Source organism: Curtobacterium sp. AC273 (assembly GCF_979253735.1).
Map to the genome: position 1 here is coordinate 414,743 of NZ_CEEDDU010000005.1, position 17,487 is coordinate 432,229.

Annotated in this window: 23 protein-coding genes and 2 pseudogenes; 17 read left to right on the plus strand and 8 right to left on the minus strand. The window is 72.1% G+C overall.

Going from position 1 to position 17,487, the window contains the following annotated elements:
• The first annotated feature begins 449 nt into the window (after nt 1-449).
• From nadC to ACZ8AI_RS09545, 4 genes are all read left to right on the plus strand, one after another.
• Nucleotides 450-1,364 (plus strand): carboxylating nicotinate-nucleotide diphosphorylase, encoded by a 915-nt coding sequence (gene nadC, locus ACZ8AI_RS09530; RefSeq protein WP_464858152.1) that lies wholly within the window; start codon nt 450-452, stop codon nt 1,362-1,364.
• A gap of 2 nt (nt 1,365-1,366) precedes the next feature.
• A complete protein-coding gene (locus tag ACZ8AI_RS09535) occupies nt 1,367-2,506 on the plus strand; it encodes a cysteine desulfurase family protein (protein WP_464858035.1) in 1,140 nt (379 codons plus the stop codon).
• Between the two features lie 110 nt (nt 2,507-2,616).
• Nucleotides 2,617-2,871: a hypothetical protein gene (locus ACZ8AI_RS09540; protein ID WP_079236662.1), complete on the plus strand. Its 255-nt coding sequence runs from the start codon at nt 2,617-2,619 to the stop codon at nt 2,869-2,871.
• A 251-nt stretch (nt 2,872-3,122) separates the two neighbouring features.
• Nucleotides 3,123-3,398 carry a hypothetical protein gene (locus ACZ8AI_RS09545; RefSeq protein WP_464858036.1) on the plus strand — a complete coding sequence of 92 codons (276 nt, stop codon included), beginning with the start codon at nt 3,123-3,125 and terminating at the stop codon, nt 3,396-3,398.
• On the opposite strand, the gene ACZ8AI_RS09550 is transcribed toward ACZ8AI_RS09545, so the two are convergent.
• A complete protein-coding gene (locus tag ACZ8AI_RS09550; protein ID WP_464858037.1) occupies nt 3,358-3,834 on the minus strand; it encodes an MSMEG_6728 family protein in 477 nt (158 codons plus the stop codon). The two genes, ACZ8AI_RS09545 and ACZ8AI_RS09550, sit on opposite strands and share 41 nt — an antisense overlap.
• Before the next feature lie 87 nt (nt 3,835-3,921).
• On the opposite strand from ACZ8AI_RS09550, the gene ACZ8AI_RS09555 reads away from it, so the two are divergent.
• Complete coding sequence (locus tag ACZ8AI_RS09555) at nt 3,922-4,518, plus strand: NAD(P)H-dependent oxidoreductase (protein WP_464858038.1); 597 nt, start codon at nt 3,922-3,924, stop codon at nt 4,516-4,518.
• 200 nt (nt 4,519-4,718) lie between these two features.
• On the opposite strand, the gene aroQ is transcribed toward ACZ8AI_RS09555, so the two are convergent.
• Nucleotides 4,719-5,162 (minus strand): type II 3-dehydroquinate dehydratase, encoded by a 444-nt coding sequence (aroQ, locus tag ACZ8AI_RS09560; RefSeq protein ID WP_464858039.1) that lies wholly within the window; start codon nt 5,160-5,162, stop codon nt 4,719-4,721.
• Nucleotides 5,163-5,300: 138 nt separating this feature from the next.
• On the opposite strand from aroQ, the gene ACZ8AI_RS09565 reads away from it, so the two are divergent.
• Together ACZ8AI_RS09565 and ACZ8AI_RS09570 are read left to right on the plus strand one after the other, a co-directional pair.
• The gene (locus tag ACZ8AI_RS09565) at nt 5,301-6,971 is read left to right on the plus strand and encodes a sodium:solute symporter family protein (RefSeq protein ID WP_071292311.1); all 1,671 of its coding nucleotides are present in this window, start codon (nt 5,301-5,303) and stop codon (nt 6,969-6,971) included.
• A 36-nt stretch (nt 6,972-7,007) separates the two neighbouring features.
• Nucleotides 7,008-7,337 carry a hypothetical protein gene (locus ACZ8AI_RS09570; protein WP_133518830.1) on the plus strand — a complete coding sequence of 110 codons (330 nt, stop codon included), beginning with the start codon at nt 7,008-7,010 and terminating at the stop codon, nt 7,335-7,337.
• Between the two features lie 247 nt (nt 7,338-7,584).
• Here ACZ8AI_RS09570 and ACZ8AI_RS09575 read toward each other — a convergent pair whose 3' ends face one another.
• A complete protein-coding gene (locus ACZ8AI_RS09575; RefSeq protein ID WP_464858040.1) occupies nt 7,585-8,214 on the minus strand; it encodes a DUF3800 domain-containing protein in 630 nt (209 codons plus the stop codon).
• Between the two features lie 103 nt (nt 8,215-8,317).
• Here ACZ8AI_RS09575 and ACZ8AI_RS09580 point away from each other — a divergent pair, with 103 nt between their 5' ends.
• From ACZ8AI_RS09580 to ACZ8AI_RS09590, 3 genes are read left to right on the plus strand one after another with little or no spacing between them, the layout of a single operon-like run.
• Complete coding sequence (locus ACZ8AI_RS09580; RefSeq protein ID WP_464858042.1) at nt 8,318-8,734, plus strand: VOC family protein; 417 nt, start codon at nt 8,318-8,320, stop codon at nt 8,732-8,734.
• Nucleotides 8,735-8,765: 31 nt separating this feature from the next.
• Entirely contained in the window at nt 8,766-9,383 is a 618-nt protein-coding gene (locus ACZ8AI_RS09585) for a DNA-3-methyladenine glycosylase I (RefSeq protein WP_464858044.1), read from the plus strand.
• 38 nt (nt 9,384-9,421) lie between these two features.
• Complete coding sequence (locus ACZ8AI_RS09590; protein WP_464858045.1) at nt 9,422-10,231, plus strand: DJ-1/PfpI family protein; 810 nt, start codon at nt 9,422-9,424, stop codon at nt 10,229-10,231.
• A gap of 26 nt (nt 10,232-10,257) precedes the next feature.
• Here the strand turns inward: ACZ8AI_RS09590 and ACZ8AI_RS09595 are convergent, their stop codons facing one another.
• Complete coding sequence (locus ACZ8AI_RS09595; RefSeq protein ID WP_464858046.1) at nt 10,258-11,049, minus strand: LysR family transcriptional regulator substrate-binding protein; 792 nt, start codon at nt 11,047-11,049, stop codon at nt 10,258-10,260.
• Nucleotides 11,050-11,082: 33 nt separating this feature from the next.
• Between ACZ8AI_RS09595 and ACZ8AI_RS09600 the strand changes: the two are divergent.
• The 3 genes and pseudogenes from ACZ8AI_RS09600 (at nt 11,083) to ACZ8AI_RS09610 (ending at nt 12,023) form a co-directional block, all read left to right on the plus strand.
• Nucleotides 11,083-11,474 (plus strand): annotated as a pseudogene (locus ACZ8AI_RS09600) (DUF5997 family protein).
• Between the two features lie 40 nt (nt 11,475-11,514).
• Entirely contained in the window at nt 11,515-11,727 is a 213-nt protein-coding gene (locus ACZ8AI_RS09605) for a hypothetical protein (protein WP_464858047.1), read from the plus strand.
• 38 nt (nt 11,728-11,765) lie between these two features.
• Nucleotides 11,766-12,023 (plus strand): hypothetical protein, encoded by a 258-nt coding sequence (locus ACZ8AI_RS09610; RefSeq protein WP_464858048.1) that lies wholly within the window; start codon nt 11,766-11,768, stop codon nt 12,021-12,023.
• Here ACZ8AI_RS09610 and ACZ8AI_RS09615 read toward each other — a convergent pair whose 3' ends face one another.
• Nucleotides 12,024-12,473: a phage holin family protein gene (locus tag ACZ8AI_RS09615; RefSeq protein WP_464858049.1), complete on the minus strand. Its 450-nt coding sequence runs from the start codon at nt 12,471-12,473 to the stop codon at nt 12,024-12,026.
• A 64-nt stretch (nt 12,474-12,537) separates the two neighbouring features.
• On the minus strand, nt 12,538-14,262 hold the full coding sequence (locus ACZ8AI_RS09620; RefSeq protein WP_464858050.1) for an MFS transporter: 1,725 nt from the start codon (nt 14,260-14,262) through the stop codon (nt 12,538-12,540).
• Between the two features lie 111 nt (nt 14,263-14,373).
• Here ACZ8AI_RS09620 and ACZ8AI_RS09625 point away from each other — a divergent pair, with 111 nt between their 5' ends.
• The 3 genes and pseudogenes from ACZ8AI_RS09625 to ACZ8AI_RS09635 all read left to right on the plus strand — a co-directional run bounded on the left by ACZ8AI_RS09625 (nt 14,374) and on the right by ACZ8AI_RS09635 (nt 15,482).
• Nucleotides 14,374-14,946 carry a TetR/AcrR family transcriptional regulator gene (locus ACZ8AI_RS09625; protein ID WP_464858051.1) on the plus strand — a complete coding sequence of 191 codons (573 nt, stop codon included), beginning with the start codon at nt 14,374-14,376 and terminating at the stop codon, nt 14,944-14,946.
• Between the two features lie 9 nt (nt 14,947-14,955).
• A pseudogene (locus ACZ8AI_RS09630) lies at nt 14,956-15,081 on the plus strand (AsnC family transcriptional regulator); the annotation flags it as partial.
• 14 nt (nt 15,082-15,095) lie between these two features.
• The gene (locus ACZ8AI_RS09635) at nt 15,096-15,482 is read left to right on the plus strand and encodes an Lrp/AsnC family transcriptional regulator (protein ID WP_464858052.1); all 387 of its coding nucleotides are present in this window, start codon (nt 15,096-15,098) and stop codon (nt 15,480-15,482) included.
• Between the two features lie 38 nt (nt 15,483-15,520).
• Here ACZ8AI_RS09635 and ACZ8AI_RS09640 read toward each other — a convergent pair whose 3' ends face one another.
• Complete coding sequence (locus ACZ8AI_RS09640; protein WP_464858054.1) at nt 15,521-15,952, minus strand: GNAT family N-acetyltransferase; 432 nt, start codon at nt 15,950-15,952, stop codon at nt 15,521-15,523.
• A gap of 517 nt (nt 15,953-16,469) precedes the next feature.
• Nucleotides 16,470-16,706, minus strand: a complete 237-nt coding sequence (locus ACZ8AI_RS09645) for a hypothetical protein (RefSeq protein WP_464858055.1) — start codon at nt 16,704-16,706, stop codon at nt 16,470-16,472.
• Nucleotides 16,707-16,773: 67 nt separating this feature from the next.
• Here ACZ8AI_RS09645 and ACZ8AI_RS09650 point away from each other — a divergent pair, with 67 nt between their 5' ends.
• On the plus strand, nt 16,774-17,484 hold the full coding sequence (locus ACZ8AI_RS09650) for a hypothetical protein (RefSeq protein ID WP_464858056.1): 711 nt from the start codon (nt 16,774-16,776) through the stop codon (nt 17,482-17,484).
• Nucleotides 17,485-17,487 lie beyond the last annotated feature (3 nt).

Sequence of the window (17,487 nt, forward strand, 5' to 3'; positions counted from 1 at the left end):
ACGCCCTGGACGCGCCGCGTCCCGACCGGCTGCGCCTGCGCGGCGACGCAGGTCTCCACCCGACCACCGTGACCGATGCGGCGGACGTGATCCGCGCCTCCCGTCCGGACACCGCCTGGAGGCGCGGATCACCGCACCGACGTCGTCGACGTCCGGCAGGCGGTCCAGTCCGTCATGACGGACCGTGTCGGGCTGCTGCGCGACGCGACCGGACTCGCGAGCGCCCGCCGCGAACTCGCCGCCCTGACACTGCCGGAGCCGACCGGGGTGCGCGACCACGAGGACCGCGCCCTCCTCGACCTCGCCCGGATCACGGCGCTCGCCGCCGAGACCCGGACCGAGTCCCGTGGTGCGCACGCCCGCACCGACCACCCCGACACCGACCCGTCCGCTCCCGCGTCGTACGCGTGGGTCGCACAGCACGCACCCGTCCCGCAGGAGGTACCCGCATGACCGTCACCGCAGCCCCGACCGAGACCGCACCGACCGACCCCGGCAGCATCGCGCCGCACGCCCTGCGCCGCGTGATCGAGACCGCGCTGGAAGAGGACGCGCCGTGGGGTGACGTCACCAGCGAGACCTTCATCCCCGCCGACGCCGTGGCCACCGCGACCCTCGGCGCCCGTGAGCCCGGCGTGCTGAGCGGCGGCGGGGTGTTCGCCGCGGTCGTGCACGCGGTCGACCCCTCCGTCGACGTCGTCCTGCACGTCCCCGACGGCTCCTCGTTCGCGGCGGGCACGCTGCTGGCGACGGTGACGGGCAACGCCCGCTCGGTGCTCCGGGCCGAGCGGGTCGCGCTCAACCTCGTGCAGCGCATGTCCGGCATCGCGACCGTGACCGCCACCTACGTCGCGGCCGTCGAGGGCACGCGGGCGCGCATCGTCGACACCCGCAAGACGACGCCGGGCCTGCGCGCGCTCGAGCGGTACGCCGTCCGGTGCGGCGGTGGACACAACCACCGCACGTCGCTGTCCGACGCCGTGCTCGCGAAGGACAACCACCTCGCGGTGCTCCTCGCCGGCGGGATCGGGATCGGCGACGCGATCGCGGGCGCACGGCACCGACTCGGGCACACCGTGCACGTCGAGGTCGAGGTGGACCGCATCGACCAGATCGAACCCGTCGTCGCGGCCGGGGTCGACACGATCATGCTCGACAACTTCACCCCGGAGATGCTCGAGACCGGCGTCGGGATCGTCGCCGGGCGCGCGCTCGTCGAGGCCTCCGGCGGGGTCTCGCTCGACACCGTCGCCGCGATCGCCGCCACCGGCGTCGACGTCATCTCGGTCGGCGCGCTGACGCACTCGGCGCGGGCGCTCGACCTCGGGCTCGACGTGTCCGTGGAGGCGCCCGCCGGGTCCTGACCGTGTTCTACCTCGACCGCGCCGCCACGACCCCCGTCCGCCGCGAGGTGTTGGAGGCGATGTGGCCGTACCTGACCGGCACCTTCGGCAACCCCTCGTCGACGCACGGTGTCGGTGACGCCGCCGCACGGGGCCTCGCCGACGCCCGCGCCGCCGTCGCCCGGGTGCTCGGGTGCCGACCGGGCGAGGTCGTCTTCACCACCGGCGGCACCGAGGGCGCCAACACGGCCGTCAAGGGCATCGCGCTCGCCGCACCCCGGGGACGGCACGTCGTCACGAGCGCGATCGAGCACGAAGCCGTGCTGGAGAGCTGCCGGTACCTCGAACGGTTCCACGGCTTCGACGTCACGGTGCTGCCGGTCGACCCCGACGGCCACGTCGACCCGGCGGTGCTCCGCGCGGCGCTGCGGCCGGACACCACGCTCGTCTCGGTCGCGCACGCCGACAACGAGATCGGCACCGTGCAGGACGTCCGGGCGCTCGCGGCGGTCGCGTACGACGTCGGTGCGCGCCTCCACACCGACGCCGTGCAGTCGGCACCGTGGCTGCCGGTCGGCCTCGACGTGCTCGGCGTCGACGCGGTGTCGCTGTCGGGCCACAAGCTCGGCGCCCCGAAGGGCACCGGGGTGCTCGCCGTCCGCGCGGGGGTGCAGCTCGAACCGCTGCTGCACGGTGGGGGACAGGAGCGGGGTCGACGGTCGGGCACCGAGGACGTCGCCGGAGCCGTGGCCGTCGCGACGGCGCTGACACTGGCGGACGCCGGTCGGCGCGCTGCCGCATCGACCGCGACCCGCACCCGTGACGCCGTCATCGACGGGGTGCTCGGCGTGGTCCCCGGCGCGTTCGTCACCGGGTCGCGGACCTCGCGCCTGCCCGGGCACGCGTCGTTCTGCTTCCCCGGTGTCAACGGCGAGACGGTGCTGCTCGAGCTGGAGCAGCGGGACGTCGTGTCCTCGTCGGGGAGCGCCTGCGCGGCCGGCAGCACCGAGGCGTCGCACGTCCTCACCGCGCTCGGGCTACCGGAGGACGTCGCCCGGACGGCCGTCCGCCTGACCTTCGACGCGGGGCTCACCGATGCGGACGTCCCCGTCGTCGTTCGGGCCGTGGCGTCCGCCGTCGGAGCCGTCCGCGCGCTCGCCTGAGCCCGACCGCTCCGCGCGAGGGTGTACTAGACGTTCTACTCCATGAGTGGGGCCGTGTCCCCCTTTTGCGGACCGGAGAAGTGCGTCAGAGTACTCACATGGCAAACGCGATGACGACTCGGGTCCGGCAGGAGGACCACTTCCGGGCGGTCCAGCTCCTCCCGGCACCCGCGACCGTCGTCGCGCTCGTCCTGGCCGCACAGCACGACCTCGGCACAGCCCCGCTCGGGCTGATCGCCGTCGTCGGGGCACTGGCGACCATCGGGAGTGCCCTGCTCCCCATGGTCCGACCCGCGGCGGCTCGACGGTCGATGCCCGCACCGACCGAGACAGACCGGTACCGAGAGGACACCGAACACCCTTGAGGACCAGCACCGACGGGACCGTCCCCCGCGGACCCGACGGTGCGACGACCGGACGCGACCCCCTGATCTGCGTCCGGCGCGGGGCACGACACCCCCTGATTCGTCGTGCCCCGCAGCACTTGTGACCCGTCGTGGGCACGAGCCTCGCTGCCCCCGCGCGACGCTCAGTCCCCCTCAGCCCACGACGGGTCCGTGCACTGCCAAGCGCGTCCCGCCCGCTGCGTTACCGTGTGGCGGTGCCCTCGTACCGCGTGACTCTCGCCGTCGGCGCACTCGCCGCGGGGACCAGCCCCGACGCCGTCCTGCCCGAGGCGGCCCGGCTCGTCGCCGAGCTCACCGTGGTGGAGGCGAAGGACGTGCAGTTGCTGCGCGGCGTGCCCTGCGCCGTGGTCCGGTACGACGCGCCGTCGGACGAGATCGCCGAGGCGGTCGCCGAGCACGCCGTCGACGGCCTGGCCGGTGTGGTCGAGGTCCGCTCCGCCGTCGTCACGCGTCGCGACGGGCAGCGGTGGACGCCCGTCCGCTGACCGGCCAGACGTAGTCCAGGTCGTCCGGCACGTCCGGGAACAGCGGCCGGTAGTGCTCCGGGGCCTTCTGCACGAGCTTCGACCGGTGCGAGCGGTGCACGGCCGGGTCCTCGTTCCAGGCCGGCACGACGTAGTCGCCGCGCTCGTAGGCGTCGAGGTCCTCCGGCACGAGCGCCAGGTCCGCCAGGGTCTTCCCGAGGCACGTGTCCGCGTGACCGCGCTCCGCCCACACCCGGCACGTGGCGTCCTGGTAGGCCATCAGTGCGGGCCGGTAGCCGCGCCACATCGCCACCACCGGGTGGTGCTGCCAGCCGTAGTCCGGCAGGGTCAGCGCGCGCATCACCTGCAGCGTCTCGACCCGCTGCTTGCCGAGTCGCCGGTCGTCGAGCACCTCGGCCGAGGCACGGAAGTCCGGGTACGGCAGGAACGTCTGCATGGCGCGGACGGTACGCGGGGGCGCTGGTACCTGACACATGTCGTCACACGCGCACGTGCCGTCCGTGGTCGTGTGAGCATCGACGGCATGAGCGGAGAACTCGTCGTCGGTGTCAGCGGCAGCCCTTCGGACCCCTCGCGGACGTCCACCCTGGTGGCTGCGACCGTGGCGCGCCTCGGGCAGGAGATCGAGGACTCCCGGACGGAGACGATCGAGATCGGGCCGCTGCTGGCCGACCTCGGAGCGTCACCGTCCCGGGCTGCGATGTCCGACCGCACCCGCCGGGCCCTCGAGACCGTCGAGTCGGCGGACGTCCTGGTGGTGGGCAGCCCCGCGTTCCGCGCCGCCTACTTCGGCGCGTTCAAGCTCTTCTTCGACTGGGTCGGGCAGTACGACCTGGTCGACACCCCGGTGCTCCTGACCGCGACGGGCGGCAGCGACCGGCACGCCCTGCTCGTCGAGCACCAGATGCGCCCGCTGTTCGGCTTCTTCCAGTCGACGACGCTGCCGATCGGGGTGTTCGGCAACGAGCGCGACTTCACCAAGCGCGAGGGCGGCTACGACATCACGAGCGTCGACCTCGAGCTCCGGATCGACCAGGCCGTCGTGCGGGCGCTGCCGCTCATCCGCGGTGGCTTCGCGACCGCCGGCGCCCACGAGGTGCGTCGCCCCGCCGAGTTCTGACCGGCCGGCGCTTCCGGGCGTACTCGGCGTTTCCGGGCGTACTCGGTCGTTTCGGGCGTACTCGGTCGGAAGTTCCCACCAGGTACGCCCGTTTCGACCCTGCATCGCGGGCGTCATGGGAAGGAACGGGCGCGTCCCGGCGCGACCAGCCGACGGACTGGAGGCGCGGTGCGGCGCCGCCACGCGCCTCCAGTCCGGACTCAGGCCAGCAGCGACGCGACGTGCGCGACCGCGAGCCGGTAGCCGTCCGGTCCCGCACCCGCGATGACCGCCGTCGCGGCGGTCGCCACGTGGTCGACGTGTCGGAACGGCTCCCGCTTCCACGTGTTCGACAGGTGCACCTCGACCACGGGCACCGACAGTGCCTCGACCGCGTCGTGCAGCGCGACCGAGGTGTGCGCGTAGGCGGCGGGGTTGATCACCACGCCGACGAAGTCGTCGAGCGCCTCGTGCAGCCACTCGACGAGCTCGCCCTCGCGGTTGGTCTGCCGGAAGTCGGCCTCGAGCTCGTGGACCGCGGCCTCGGTGTGGACGATCGCCTCGATCTCGGCGAGCGTCACGGTGCCGTACTGCGTCGGGTCGCGCCGACCGAGGATGTCGAGGTTCGGGCCGTTGAGGACGAGGATGCGCGACTGCTCGGTCATGCAGCGAGCCTAGCGATCGGCGTCGAACCGTCCGGCTCGTGATGCATACCCCGGCTATGTGAACGGTCACAATTCGGTGTAACGTCTCCGTCCGGGTCGGCGGAGTTGTCGACTGCAACACATCGACGGAGAGTGTCAATGGTTCTCGCGGCAGCGAACAACGGGATCCGGCTCGACTTGGGCTGGGTCGACTACCTGATGATCATCGTGTACTTCGCGGTGGTGATCGGGATCGGGTTCACGGCTCGGCGGCAGGTCCGCACGAGCATGGACTTCTTCCTCTCGGGCCGGAGCATGCCCGCGTGGATCACGGGGCTGGCGTTCGTGTCCGCGAACCTCGGAGCGACCGAGATCCTCGGCATGGCCGCCAACGGTGCCCAGATCGGCATGGCGACCCTGCACTACTACCTCGTCGGCGCGGTGCCGGCGATGGTGTTCCTCGGGCTCGTGATGATGCCCTTCTACTACGGCTCGAAGGTCCGCTCCGTGCCGGAGTTCATGCTCCGACGGTTCGGCAAGGCCCCGCACCTGGTGAACTCGATCGCGTTCGCGGTGTCGAACGTCCTCATCGCCGGCATCAACCTCTACGCGATGGCGATCGTCATCGAGGCCATGCTCGGCTGGCCGGAGTGGCTCGCGATCATCGTCTCGGCGGGCTTCGTCCTCGTCTACATCACCCTCGGCGGCCTCTCGAGCGCCATCTACAACGAGGTCATGCAGTTCTTCGTGATCATCGCCGGGCTCATCCCGCTGACGATCGTCGGTCTGCACCGCGTCGGCGGCTGGGACGGCCTCACCAAGGCGATCACCGAGACGCAGGGCGTGCAGCACCTGCAGGCGTGGGCCGGCACCGGCTTCGGCGACGTGACCAACCCGATCGGCGCGAACTGGCTCGCCATCGTGCTCGGCCTGGGCTTCGTGCTCGGCTTCGGCTACTGGACGACCAACTTCACCGAGGTGCAGCGCGCGTTCTCGGCGAAGAACATGTCCGCGGCCCGCCGCACCCCGCTCATCGCCGCGATCCCGAAGCTCTTCATCCCCGCGATCGTCGTCATCCCCGGCCTCATCGCCGCGGCCGTCGTCGGCAACCAGTTCGCGTCCGGCGCGCTCGACTACAACGACGCGATCCCGAAGCTCATCCAGATGTACCTGCCGACGGGCGTGCTCGGCGTCGCGGTGACCGGTCTCCTCGCCTCGTTCATGGCGGGCATGGCGGCGAACGTCTCGTCGTTCAACACCGTCTTCACGTACGACATCTGGCAGCGCTACATCAAGCCGAACATGCCCGACGTGCACTACCTCACGACCGGCCGCTGGGTCACCGTCGTCGGCGTCGTGGTCGGCATCGCGACCGCGTTCATCGCCGCGCAGGCGTCGAACATCATGACGTACATGCAGACGCTGTTCTCGTTCTTCAACGCGCCGCTGTTCGCCGTGTTCATCCTCGGTCTGCTCTGGAAGCGGATGACCACCCAGGGCGCCCTCTGGGGCTACGTGCTCGGGATCGTCACGCCGACGATCACGTGGATCGCCTACCTGGTGAACCCCGACCTCTTCGCCACCGCGACCGCGGAGACCCTGTACGGCGCGATCATCTCGTTCGTCACCGTGCTCGTGGTCGGGTTCGTCGTCTCGATGGTCACGAAGCCGAAGGCCGAGAAGGAGCTCAGCGGCCTGGTCTACGGCATCGGGAAGATCGACCTGCACGGCGACTCGGTCGCGACGGACACCGCCTGGTACCGCTCGCCGGCGCTGCTCGGCACCGTGGCGCTCGTGCTCTGCGTCGTCCTCTACCTCCCGTTCCTCTGAGCCATCCCGCGAGATCCGCGAAGGAGATCACCACACATGAGTGACACCACCACCGGCATGACGGACGAGCAGAAGGCCGCACTCGTCCGCTCCACCCGCCGCCTCGACCTGCGCCGCATCCTCGGCGGCCTGTTCGTCCTCTACGGCGTCATCACGACGATCGTCGGCATCGTGCACTGGAACACCGACCCCGAGAAGACCGGCGGCATCCACATCAACCTGTGGGTCGGGCTCTCGATGCTCGTCGGCGGGCTGCTGTTCTTCCTCTGGGACCGCCTGAACCCGGTGCCGGCCGAGGACATCATCGGCCAGGCCGAAGCCGAGGCGCACCAGAAGGCCGCCGGCGAAGGGCGCGAGCTGGCCTGACCAGCGCGCGTCGCTGCGCTCCGGGCGCCGACCCGGAACGACGAAACCGCTGTCGGACGACGGCGGTTTCGTCGTTCCCGGGCGGCCGCAGCTGCTGGTGCCCGCGACGAGTGACGAGGCCGCGGTCGACCCTGACCTGTCGGCTCGCGTCGGCCGAGGGGGCAGCGCCAGCCTGGAGGCACCGTGCAAGTCCGTCGCGTGACTCACGCCCGCCTCGGCGACGGTTGACAGCCTTTCCGCGCGGCTCCTAGTATTGATATGTCGATCGGGTGCTCTCGGTCGAAAGTGATCCCCGGATGTCCTGCAGCCAGCGCGGGCCCGGGGATTTGCGTTGTCGGCGACCGATCACGACACGACGACCGCTTCCTCTGCGCCGATCGCTCCGCCGTCCTGTGCGACATGGGCGCCGCATGCGATGTCCGCCAGTGCGAGCAGCGGCTCCTCCGGATGCCCGGACGTGCTGGAACCGGATCCGTTGCCCGAGTCCGCGGTCTCGAAGGACGTGGAACATCGCCCGGTCGTCTCGGTCACGGGCTGCTCCTCGTGTCTCGAGCACGACCTCGCGGATGTTGCGCTCCTCGAGTTCGTGAACGAGCCGTTCGAGGCATCGCCGTCGGCGCCGCTCCGACCGTGCGGGAGCTCCGTCGTAGCGGATGACGAGGACCGAGATCGCGTGCCGCAGGAGCTCGAGCCACGAGAGGCGCTGTCCGGGGAGGCCCTCGTACCAGTGCAGCTTCCGCATCCGGCGCGGCGTGGCTGAGCGGATCTCGGCTCGAACTCGTTCGGCATCGGCGTCGCTGACCACCACGGCTGCGAGGACGTACGCGGTGTGGTCGCGCCCACCGCCGGGCTCGGACTCGTCGACGTACGCGCGCATCGGACCAGCATATTGCGTATCACTGGCTCGGGGTGGTACCGGGAAGGAACGGTTGCGGCCCGCGGGCGGGTGGGCCAGGTTGATCCTGACGAAAGGACCTCCCATGGACACGATGGTCTTCATCAACCTGCCGGTCGACGACCTCGAGCGCTCGAAGGCGTTCTACGAAGCGCTCGGCTACTCGATCAACCCGGACTTCACCGACGAGACCGCGGCGTGCGTGGTGGTCAGCGACACGATCTACGTGATGGTGCTGACGAAGGCGAAGTTCGCCGAGTTCACCGACAAGCCCATCGCCGACGCGGGCACGATCGAGGTGATCAACTCCGTCAGCGCACCGTCGAAGGACGAGGTCCACCGTGTGGTCGACGCCGCGGTGATGTCGGGCGGGAACGAGGACCGGCCGGAGATGGACCTCGGGTTCATGTACCAGCGGAGCTTCACCGACCCCGACGGCCACCGCTGGGAGTACGTGTGGATGGACTCCGAAGCGATGCAGGACGGCCCGCCCACGGAGTGACGCTGTCGGCCGGGGCGGCCATGATGAGGGGATGAGCCCCGAACCCGTCGCCGCGCCCACGTCCGACCTCGTCGTGGGGGACGACGGGCTCGCCCGACCGGTGTGGGCCTCGACGGACGCGCTGCTCCGCGACTACTACGACACCGAGTGGGGCATGCCGGTGCGCGACGAACGGGGCGTGTTCGAGCGGCTCTCGCTCGAGGCCTTCCAGTCCGGGCTCTCCTGGCGCACGATCCTGGCGAAGCGGCCGGCCTTCCGAGCGGCCTTCGCGGACTTCGACCCCGACACCGTGGCGCAGTTCGGCGAGGACGACGTCGCACGGCTGATGGCGGACGCCGGGATCGTCCGGAACCGCGCGAAGATCCTCGCCACGATCACCAACGCGAACGCCACGATCGCCCTGCGCGAGGACGGTGGCCTGAGCGACTTCGTGTGGTCGTTCCGGCCCGCGTCGACGCCCGAGCCGCGGTCGTACGCCGAGGTCCTGACGAAGTCCGACGAGTCCGTCGCGCTGTCGAAGGCACTGCGGAAGCGCGGGTTCGCCTTCGTCGGCCCGACCACGATGTACGCGCTGATGGAGGCGCTCGGCATCGTCGACACGCACCTGGTCGGCAGCCACCGGCGGGGGACCTCGGGCGTCTGGGGCTGATCGAGACCGGGCAGGTCGGTCAGGGCTATGGTCGCGACATGAGCTCCGAGAACCCGCGCGTCCACCCCGTCCACCCGGTCGACGCCGACGTGGTCGAGGTGCCGGTCGACGCCGAGGTCCCGACCCCCGACCCCGTCGACGACGGCGACGCGGTCACCCCCGAGCACGACCCGGACGAGGTCCGGATCTCGTTCCTGCTCTTCCCGCACCTGACCCAGCTCGACCTGACCGGTCCGGCGCAGGTGCTGTCGCGGGTGCCCGGAGCGCGCGTCGAGTACGTCGCCGCCACGCTCGAGCCCGTCCCGAGCGACTGCGGGCTCGCCCTCGTGCCGACGACGACCATCGACGAGGCCGGCCCCGCGGACGTGCTCGTCGTACCCGGCGGGGACGGAGTCTTCGACGCGATGCTCGACCCCGCGGTGATCGCGTTCGTCCGGCGGGAGGCTGAGCGTGCGACCTGGGTGACCTCGGTGTGCACCGGCGCGTTCGTGCTCGGAGCGGCGGGGCTGCTGGCGGGCAAGCGTGCGACGACGCACTGGGCGTCGAAGCCGATGCTCGAGGCGTTCGGAGCACAGCCGGTGGAGGACCGCGTGGTCGCCGACGGGTCGATCGTCACCGCGGCCGGGGTGAGCGCCGGCATCGACATGGCGTTGTGGCTCGCGGCCGAACTCGTCGGTCAGCCCGTGGCCGAGGCGATCCAGTTGCAGATCGAGTACGACCCGCAACCGCCGTTCGACGCCGGTTCCGTTCTCCGTGCCGACACCCGGGTCGTCGCCGAGGCTCGCGCGGCATCCGAGGACGCCCGCGGTGCACGGGTCGCACGAGCGGCGGCGGCCGTCATGCGCTGAGCGCGTCGGTCAGGGTGACGGCGTCCTCAGCGGTTGCCCTTGGACCCGCGCTTCGGCTTGCCCTTCATCCCGCGCTGCGTCCGGCCGCGGCCGGACGAGTTCTTCCCGCCGCCGCTCTTCGCGCCGGTGCCCTTCGTGGCGGAGCGCTTCGCGACGGTCTTCCCGTTGGCGGGTTTCGCCTTCCCGCCACCGCCGGTCGACGAGCGCGAGCCGTCCCCGCCACCTGACCGACGCGAGCCGTCCTCGGCGTCGCGATCCGCGCCTCCAGGCTGGTCCGCCTGGTTCCGGGAACTGTTGGCGGTGCGTCCACGCACCACGCCGATGAACTCCTCCGTCGTTTCGGAGGCGTCCTCGTCGCGCCAGGCGAGCACGATCTGGGTGCCGGGCGCGCCGACGAGCGGGCGGCCGACCAGGTCCTTGCGGCTGGCCGCGCGGAACAACGACTGGGGGAGGACCGCCACGCCGACGTTCGCCTCGACCAGGTCGAGCGTCGCGTCGATGTCGGCGGGGACGGGGCCGGCGTCGATGACGTGCACCTCGGCGTCGGCGAGGTCGACCTCGGCGAGTTCGGCGAGCGGGGAGTCCTTCGGCATCGCGACCACGGCGGTCTCGGTCCACAGCGGGATCGCGTTGTGGGCGTCCGACACGGGGACGCGGGCGAAGACCATGTCGACCTCGCCGGCGAGTGCGTCGTCCACCTCGTCGGCGCCGATCGGGCGGAGGAGGAGCTCGACGGAGGGGAAGCGTTCCCGCCAGACGCGAGCCCACTTGGCGGGGGAGACCCCGGGCACGAAGGCGATGGTGAGAGCCGCGGTCATGCAGACGAGCATAGGGGCCGTACCCTTGTCGGTATGGCGCAGGAACAGACCATGAAGCCCGAGACGGCCGCGAAGAAGCTCGGCATCCTGCTGGCGGCCGCCCCGGAGACCTTCCAGAGCGCGCCGATCAGCCGGACCGCGTTTCGACGAACTCCGTACGGAACCCCCGACCTGGCTCGAGGACCTCCGTCGCGACGGACCGCACCCCCGACCCGTCGTGGCGCAGAAGCTCGGCATCTCGATCTCGGGCTTGACCCGTGCCGGGATCGACGATCCGCTCACCACGGCCGAGATCAAGACGCTGCTCGAGCAGAAGCCCGAGTGGCTCGTCCGCGAGCGTGCGACGCAGGCAGCGGTGCACGCCGAGAACGCCCGCGCTGAAGCAGGAGCGCGCCGCCAAGGCCGCTTCCCGCGCCCAGGACTGACCACCGCGCGCCACCCAGCGCTCCCGCCCGAGGAACCGCCGTGCACGAGACCGTCGCCGACGCCATGCTCGTCGTGCCGCAGTTCGCGTCGGTGTGCTGCATCGTCGGGGACCGGTACCGGCCGCGTCCGGCGGTGATCGTGCCCGCGGCGGTGATGCTCGTCGCCATGCTCATGCCCGTGGTGCACGCCGGTGCGTCGTGGACCCTGCTCGCGGCGACCGTCCTCGCTGCTCGCTCGCACCGCTGCCGGTGATGCGTCGACGACGCGCCGACGGACGTCGCGCCGAGCCGATGGACGTCCACCGGGCGCTGTCGGCGGTGGTGATGGCGGGCATGCTGCTGATGGGGCACGCGACCGGACTCGCCGACGGACACGCCGGGCACGGCATCGCGCTGACCGCGGTCCTCGGAGCCGGGGTGATCGGCTACTGCGCGTTCAGCGGGTGGCTGCTCCGGTACGAGTGGGGGCGCGACGACCGTCGTGCGATCCGCAGCGGCGAGGTGTTCGCGATGACGGTCGCCGTGGTCGGCATGACGCTCGCGATGTAGTCAGACCGCGTCGGTGTCGGCGTCGGTGTCGGCGTTGCTCGCGGAGTGGACCCGCTCCTTCGTCGCCTGGATCGTGTCGCGCGGCACCGGCGGCACGCCGCGACGGATCCCGCGCACGCCGACGGCCAGCAGGATCGCGGTCACGATCCCGAAGCCCACGAAGGTGATGCCCGTCGCCGCCCAGAGCGGCAGCGCCAGCGCGAGCAGTGCGACCACGAAGCCGGCCAGCGCCACGAGGGTGGTCAGCGCGAAGGCCACGCCGACGCCGGTCAGCACGAGCCCGGTCTTCGCGCCGCTCACCCGCTCGCCGACCTCGCGTCGGGCCGACGCGACCTCGTCGCGGACGGCGCGGAGCACCGGCTCGAGCGCCTTCTGCACCAGTCCGGCGGTCATCGTGTCGCGGAACGACGGCTTGCTGCTGCGGCTCTCGTCGTGGTCAGTGCTGCTCATGGGGTCTCCTGTCCGGGGCGCGGCGTTCGCGCCCACGGGGTGGACGCAGCGGAGTCGATGATCGTCACGGCACCGGCGAGGGTGCTCGGCGGGTTCGCAGGTTCAGCAGGGCTCGCGAGACGCGCACCGCGCGCCGCCGGACGCATCGCACCCCCGCACGGTCGTCGCGCCCCCGCACGCGGGGGCGCGATGTCCGCGTCGGGGTGCGATCCGCGCGCGTGACGGCCACGGGTGGGCACCGCAACGGCCTGGAGGCCCGCCCCGCGTCGACGACGCAGGGCGGGCCTCCAGGGACGGTGGCGTTCAGGGCGTCAGGACGCAACCTCGTCGAGGTCGTCGATCCCGCGGGCCGCGGCCGCTGCGCGGCGGGCGCGCATCGACGGCGCGATGAGGGCCCCGACGACCGCGAGGACCGCCACGCCGGTGCAGGTCCAGAAGCCGATCGTGAACGCGTCGTCGGTCGGCAGCCCCTGCGGCGTGCTGTGCGAGGTGATGAGCGCCGCGATGACGGCGGCAGGCCGACGCTCGAACCGATCGTCCGGACGACGGTGTTGGCGCTGATCGCCTCGCCGGTCTGGTTCGCGGGGACGCTCTCGATGATCGCGTTCGAGCACGCCGCGAGGGCCATGCCGATGCCGACACCGGTCAGGACGCCGGAGACGACGACCTGCCAGAGCTCGGCGTGGCTGATCGCCGGGATCACGAACGCGGCGACGATCGCGACCCCACCGATGAGCATCGGCGGCTTCGGGCCGACCTTCCGGACGAGGATGCCGGCGATGGGGCCCGCGATGACCATCATGATCACGGTCGGCAGGAGGAAGAGCCCGGCCTCGGTGACGTCCTTGCCGAAGCCGTACCCGACGGCGCTCGGCAGCTGCAGCAGGGTCGGGACGAGGACGAACGTGCCGAACATCGCGAAGCCGAAGACGAGGGCGACGACGTGGGCGGTCCAGACCCCGCGGACCGCGAAGAGCCGGACGTCGATCAGGGGTTCGCTGACGCGGAGCTCGACGAACACGAAGGCGATGAGCGCGACCGCGCCGAGCACGAGCAGACCGACGGTCTTCACGTCGCCCCAGCCCCAGGTCTCGCCCTCGCTGATCGCCAGCAGGATCGCGACCAGGGAGACGCCGAGCACGAGGGTGCCGACCATGTCGAGGCGCCCGGGCTTCCGGACGGGGGACTCGGGCATGCCGAACACCGCGCCGAGCAGGGCGATCACGACGAGCACGGCGGGCAGCCAGAACAGCCAGTGCCACGACAGGTGCTCGACGATCGGACCGGCGGCGACGATGCCGACACCGGCGCCGATGCCGAAGATCGCCGAGAGCAGTCCGATGGTGACGCTGACCTTCTCCTTGGGGAGCTCGTCACGCACGATGCCGATCGACAGCGGCATGACCGCACCGGCAGCACCCTGCAGCGCACGGCCGACGATGAGCGTGCCGAGGTTCGGCGCGAGGGCGGCGAGGACGGCCCCGACGAGCAGGATCGACAGCACGACGATGAGGACCTTGCGCTTGCCGACCATGTCCCCGAGACGGCCGAGGATCGGCGTGAGCACGGAGGCCGACAGCAGGTAGGCGGTCAGGACCCAGCTCGTCGCGCTCGTGGAGGCGCCGAGGTCCTGCCCGATGGTCGACAGCGCCGGGGCGACGAGCGACTGCAGCACCGCGAAGGACAGGCCGCCGAGGGACAGGTAGACGATGATCGCCGTGCTGTTCGGTCGCCGGCCGTCGGTGGTGGGATGGGACCCGGTCCGCGGGGTCGCCATGGTCTCGGTCATCGTGCTCTGTACGATCGATGTGCAACGCTTGCTGACTTCGACGAGGGTACGCGGTTGCGGGCCGATGTCAACACTTGCTTACATCGCGGCTCGGGCCGGTACGCTTCGACCATGAGCAAGGACGCCGAGGCCACCCGCCTGCTGCTCGTGCAGTCCGCGCGACGCCGGTTCGCCTTCGACGGCTACCGGTCCACGACTGTGCGCGACATCGCTGCCGACGCCGGCGTCAACGTCGCGCTCATCAACCGGTACTTCGGGTCGAAGGAGGGGCTCTTCCGCGCGTGCCTCGACCGCGTCGTGCGGGACCTCGGCACCGAGGAGCGCACCGACGGCGACGCCGAGCGGGCGGTCCGCGGCTTGATCGGGCACGTCGTGCGGTCGCCGACGGACGAGGACTCGCTGCAGCTCATGCTCCTCCTGCGGTCCTCCGGCGACGACGGCGCCGACGCCATCCGCCGCGAGACGCTCCGCCGCTACGCCGAACGGCTGGCCGGCGCCGTCGCGACCGAGGTCACCGACGACCTGCTCGTCCGTGCCGAGATCGCGCTCGCCGTGGTGCTCGGCATGACCATGCTGCGGACCTCGACGCAGGTCGAACCGCTGGCGTCAGCCGACCACGAGGCCGTCGCGGTGCCGCTCGAGGACGCCCTGCGCGCACTCCTCACCGGCGGCACGGCACGGTAGCGTCGAGCCGTGTCCGAACGCGCCGTCCGCCGCCCCGACCCCGCCCCGCGCCTCGACGAGGTCGACGAGCGGATCCTCTGGACGCTCGCGGCCGACGCCCGGATCCCGAACAACCGGCTCGCCGCCGCGGTGGGCATCGCCCCGTCGACGTGCCTGACCCGGGTGCGAGCGCTCGAGGACGCCGGGGTCATCCGGGGTACCGCGCGGAGGTCGACGTCGCCCGGCTCGGGTTCGCGATCGAGGCGATGGTCTCGGTGCGCGTGCACGCCGCCGCCCGGCACGAGCTCCGGGACTTCGCGAAGCGCCTGCTGCGGGTGCCCGTCGTGCAGGACGTGTCGTTCCTGGCCGGCGACAAGGACTTCCTCGTGCACATCGCCTGCACGTCGACGGAGCAGCTGCGGGACTTCGTGGCCGACGAGCTCAGCGGCGACCCCTCGGTGGCGACGACGCAGACGAACATCGTGTTCGAACGGCTCGTCGCGGACCAGGCGCACCAGGGCCGCTCGTTCGACGAGCTCCGCCGCTGGCGCGCCTGACCGGCGGAGCCGCTGGCGAGCCCGACGGCCGCCGCGCCTCAGCGCGTGCGGGTCATCGGGAGGTGCGTGATCCCGTCCTCGACGAAGTCCTCGCCGGAGCGCACGAACCCGAACCGGCCGTACCACTGCTCGAGGTGTGCCTGGGCGTCGAGCGCGATGCTCGGCGAGCGGGTCTCGGCGATCGCGGCCTCGATGAGCTGCGCGGCCAGACCCTGACCACGGGACGCCCGCGCGGTGGCGACCCGACCGATGCGCTCGGTGCCGTCGGGCTCGCGAAGGAGCCGAAGCGTCGCGTCGACCGACCCCTGCCCGGCCCAGAACTGCACGGTGCCCGGCTCGAGGTCGCGGCCGTCGATGTCGGGGTACGCGCACCCCTGCTCGACGACGAAGACGTCCTGCCGCAGACGGAGGATCTCGTGCAGCGTGACGACGTCCAGATTGCGGGTCGGAGCGTTGAAGATCGAGACCAAGACCGGCCTTTCCTGACGAATTCTTGAAAAACTGGTGCATTCGGGAACGGACGGGCGTACCGTGCCGATCAACCACTCTACGTGCGCAGCCGAGATCGGAGGTGAGCGCATGGACCAGCCGTTGCGCGCACCCTGGCGCGCGATGACCCGGTACGCGCTGTACGGCATCGTCGTCGCCGCGGCCCTCGTGCTGCTCACCCTCGTGCTCGGTGCCCGTCCTGCCTCCGCGGCGACGAACGCACCCCAGCCGTCACAGCAGCGCGGCCTCGTCGGTGGCCTGGTCCAGGGCCTCGGCGACACCGTGCAGGGTGTGACGAGTGGTGTCGGGCACGTCGTCGAGCGTGCCGTCGACCCGGTCCGGACCGCGGTCGCGCCGCCCGCGGCACCCGCACCCGCAGCGCCCGCTCCGGCGCCTGCATGCTCCGGCTCCGGCAGCGCCCGCTCCCGCCCGGTGTCGTCCGCCCCGGTGTCGTCCGCCCCGGTGTCGTCCGCCCCTGCGGCGCCGGCCCCCGCAGCGTCAACACCCGCGGCCTCGAGCCCCGCACCGTCGTCCCCGACGCCGTCGAGCCCCGCCCCGCGGCACGGCTCCGGCGCCCGCGACGACCCCCGCAGCTCCCACCGGCAGCGCGCCGACCGGCGCCACCGCCGGCTCGAAGCCGGCCACCGGGACCATCCCGGCCACCGGGACCATCGCGGCCACCCCGGCGACCGCCGCGGACGCGACCGGGGCGAGCAGCGCCTCCAGGCCCGTCACGGAAACCCTCGTCACCGTTCTCCGCCCCGTCACGGGAGCCGTCGAGCACCTCACCGGCGCACGCCCGGTGACCACCGTCGTCGGTGCCCTCGACCAGGTCGTCGGCTGCCTGCCGGTCCTCGGGACCGTGCTCGGCGACGACACCCTCGGCACCGTCACCCGCCCGGTCACCGGGCTGGTCGACGACACGCTCGGCGGCGTCGGTTCGACCGTCGGGTCCGTCCCGGACGTGGTCGCCGGCCTGCCCCCGGTCGTGGGCGGCGTCCTGCCTGGAGGCACGGATCCCGTCGTCGACGTCCCCGGCGCCCCGGTGGGCGGCGGCTCCACGGCCCCCGTCGGCTCGGCACCCTACGGCGCGCGTCCGGACGGCGCGACGTCGGTGGCCGGCACGGCGGCCCAGTCCGCACCGGCCTCGAGCGCGGCTGCGACCGCCGCCGAGCGCTCGGCGCGTGCGGACGCGGTGTCGTCCGAGAGCGCGACGATCATCGCCGGCGACCGGACCACCCGGGCTGGCCTCGCCGCCCAGGACGTCACCGTCGGCGGCCGGGCGCTCCTCGTCCCGCAGGGCAACGGCACCGGGAACGGCGACGGCCCCCTCGACGGCCCCGTCGCGGGCGTCCTCGGCAGCAGCGCCACTCGGCTCGACCGGCTCGGCAGCAGCCGTCGGCATCGTCGGTTCCACCGGCGGACAGATCTCCCTCGCCGCGGGGTCACGCGGCACCCTCTCCGACGACGCGGTCCCCGCATCGGTCGTCGGCGAGCACGACGTCGCCCCTGACTG

What these genes read in the sequence shown, in the direction of transcription:
- nadC (WP_464858152.1), top strand. Translation starts at nt 450, where the DNA reads ATGACCGTCACCGCAGCCCCGACCGAGACCGCACCGACCGACCCCGGC.
- ACZ8AI_RS09540 (WP_079236662.1), top strand. Translation starts at nt 2,617, where the DNA reads ATGACGACTCGGGTCCGGCAGGAGGACCACTTCCGGGCGGTCCAGCTC.
- ACZ8AI_RS09550 (WP_464858037.1), bottom strand. Translation starts at nt 3,834, where the DNA reads ATGCAGACGTTCCTGCCGTACCCGGACTTCCGTGCCTCGGCCGAGGTG.
- ACZ8AI_RS09555 (WP_464858038.1), top strand. Translation starts at nt 3,922, where the DNA reads ATGAGCGGAGAACTCGTCGTCGGTGTCAGCGGCAGCCCTTCGGACCCC.
- aroQ (WP_464858039.1), bottom strand. Translation starts at nt 5,162, where the DNA reads ATGACCGAGCAGTCGCGCATCCTCGTCCTCAACGGCCCGAACCTCGAC.
- ACZ8AI_RS09565 (WP_071292311.1), top strand. Translation starts at nt 5,301, where the DNA reads ATGGTTCTCGCGGCAGCGAACAACGGGATCCGGCTCGACTTGGGCTGG.
- ACZ8AI_RS09570 (WP_133518830.1), top strand. Translation starts at nt 7,008, where the DNA reads ATGAGTGACACCACCACCGGCATGACGGACGAGCAGAAGGCCGCACTC.
- ACZ8AI_RS09575 (WP_464858040.1), bottom strand. Translation starts at nt 8,214, where the DNA reads ATGCGCGCGTACGTCGACGAGTCCGAGCCCGGCGGTGGGCGCGACCAC.
- ACZ8AI_RS09580 (WP_464858042.1), top strand. Translation starts at nt 8,318, where the DNA reads ATGGACACGATGGTCTTCATCAACCTGCCGGTCGACGACCTCGAGCGC.
- ACZ8AI_RS09585 (WP_464858044.1), top strand. Translation starts at nt 8,766, where the DNA reads ATGAGCCCCGAACCCGTCGCCGCGCCCACGTCCGACCTCGTCGTGGGG.
- ACZ8AI_RS09590 (WP_464858045.1), top strand. Translation starts at nt 9,422, where the DNA reads ATGAGCTCCGAGAACCCGCGCGTCCACCCCGTCCACCCGGTCGACGCC.
- ACZ8AI_RS09595 (WP_464858046.1), bottom strand. Translation starts at nt 11,049, where the DNA reads ATGACCGCGGCTCTCACCATCGCCTTCGTGCCCGGGGTCTCCCCCGCC.
- ACZ8AI_RS09610 (WP_464858048.1), top strand. Translation starts at nt 11,766, where the DNA reads ATGGACGTCCACCGGGCGCTGTCGGCGGTGGTGATGGCGGGCATGCTG.
- ACZ8AI_RS09615 (WP_464858049.1), bottom strand. Translation starts at nt 12,473, where the DNA reads ATGAGCAGCACTGACCACGACGAGAGCCGCAGCAGCAAGCCGTCGTTC.
- ACZ8AI_RS09620 (WP_464858050.1), bottom strand. Translation starts at nt 14,262, where the DNA reads ATGACCGAGACCATGGCGACCCCGCGGACCGGGTCCCATCCCACCACC.
- ACZ8AI_RS09625 (WP_464858051.1), top strand. Translation starts at nt 14,374, where the DNA reads ATGAGCAAGGACGCCGAGGCCACCCGCCTGCTGCTCGTGCAGTCCGCG.